1 protein-coding gene is annotated in these 1,670 nt (G+C 68.7%); it reads right to left on the reverse strand.

The annotated features are described in order from the left end of the window. Positions 1-1,511, reverse strand: a protein-coding gene (locus JKL45_RS29485; RefSeq protein WP_201865311.1) for a transposase whose coding sequence is annotated in 2 segments (ribosomal slippage) — positions 1-620 and positions 620-1,511 — 1,512 coding nt in all. Because the reading frame shifts where the segments join, the coding sequence is not laid out codon by codon here. Positions 1,512-1,670: the final 159 nt, after the last annotated feature.

A 1,670-nucleotide genomic window follows, 5' to 3' on the forward strand; every position in this document is an offset into this window, starting at 1 on the left:
CTAGGACGGCAAAGCTAGCTGGCAGGCCTGCTGTTCGAGAGCCGCCAGGTAGGCAGCGGGATCGTGTCGAAAGCGGGTGCGCAGGGTTCGCGCATGGCGGCCTCTCTCCAGACGCTGACGCAAGCTCCTCCAGTGGTCCCGGCTTGCGGCGCCCAGGTCTCGCGCCGTTGGAGCCTGCACGCGCGTCGCGGTCGCGGCGAGCAGCCGCACCGAACCGCGCAGAACCGCACCGGGGGTCGCCGTCTTGCGGCCGGTCGCGCGCCGCTCGTGATAGCGCTGCGATCCGAAGAGCTGTTCGAGATCGTTGTTGGTGCGCGGCAGGTCCGGCACCGCGTAGGTATGGAACAGGCCGGGGCGATAGCTGCGCGTCACCTTCTGGAAATGATCGAAGGCGCCGGCCAGAGTCCCGGCCTTGTCGCGATGCCGCTGCATCGCGCCCAGCACCCCGTTCACCCGCCGCCGCACCATGGCGGCACTCTCCTCGTGCGGGTTGCCAAGCCAATGCGCCACGGCATGAACAAACCGGTAGGCGTACTCCACGTCTGGCCACAAAGAGGCGGTGCGCTCCAGCGCACGAGCGATCATCTGGTGCAAGCGCGTGAGCGCCGGCGTGAAGCCCCTTTTTGCTGCACCCGGCCCAGGCTGCCGGCGACCGTCTCCAGCCGCTGCTTCAGCTTGAGACCTGAGGCGGCAAGCGGCGCCCGACCGTCATCGGTGATCGCGCTGCGCACCGCCGCACAGTATCCCTGCACAATTGCGGCCTCGGCATCATCCCGCTCCTCCACACCACGTTCGATCCGGCGGATGCCGCGCACCTGCTTCTTGAGCTCCTTCTTGGCATGCCGATCCGCCTCGAAGATCGGATGCGCCGCCTCGCGCAGAAAGTGGAACTGACACAGCTGATGCGGCACGCCCGGCAGCACCTGAGCGACGGCCTGGCGAATGGAGGTCTGGCCATCGCTGATCACGCCCACAACCGGCACGCCCACGGCCTCCACCGCCTCGCGCAGCAGCACCGCCAGATCCTGGGCCCGGCCGGAGAGCAGGCTGCGGGCCAGCACGATGATGCCGGACAGGCAGTCGCGGATCACCCACAGCACCTCATGGCCGACATCCGGCTGCACGCCATCCAACGCCAGAATGACCCGCCCTTGCCGGGCCAGGAGCCTCTGCAAGGGGCGGCGCTCCATCAGCCGGGTGGCGAGCAGTTCATCGTAGCGGTCGAGCAGGTTGGTGACGCTGCGCTCGGCAATGGCGACGCCGCGGGCAGTGAGCACCGCATGGATCTCGGGCACGCTGCGGTGCTCGCGGTGGCGCAAGGCCCCGATGAGGGCGATGATGTCCAGGCCGAACTCGTGCTGGGGCAGCGCCAGCGCGCCCTCGGCCTCGGGCCGGTAGGGCTTGTGGAAGCGGGGGCAGTTGAGCGTCTCGCACCAGCGGATCTTGAGCCGCAAGCGGATAGAGCCAGTCAGCGTCACGAGGGTGCGATGGTTCTCGTAGCGGATGCGCATCGGGGCTCCGCAGGCCGGACACAGCCGACAGGCGGGACGCAGCACCCGCTCGCGCTCCGGCGGCAGGCGTCCTGAGATCCTGGTCATCCCGCACCTCCTCACAGGTACAGAAGACCCCCACCACCCCATGCTACCAGACAGCGGGCTTTGCCGTCCTAG

The sequence above is a fragment of the Microvirga soli genome, from assembly GCF_016734765.1.
Classification (GTDB): Bacteria; Pseudomonadota; Alphaproteobacteria; order Rhizobiales; family Beijerinckiaceae; genus Microvirga; species Microvirga soli.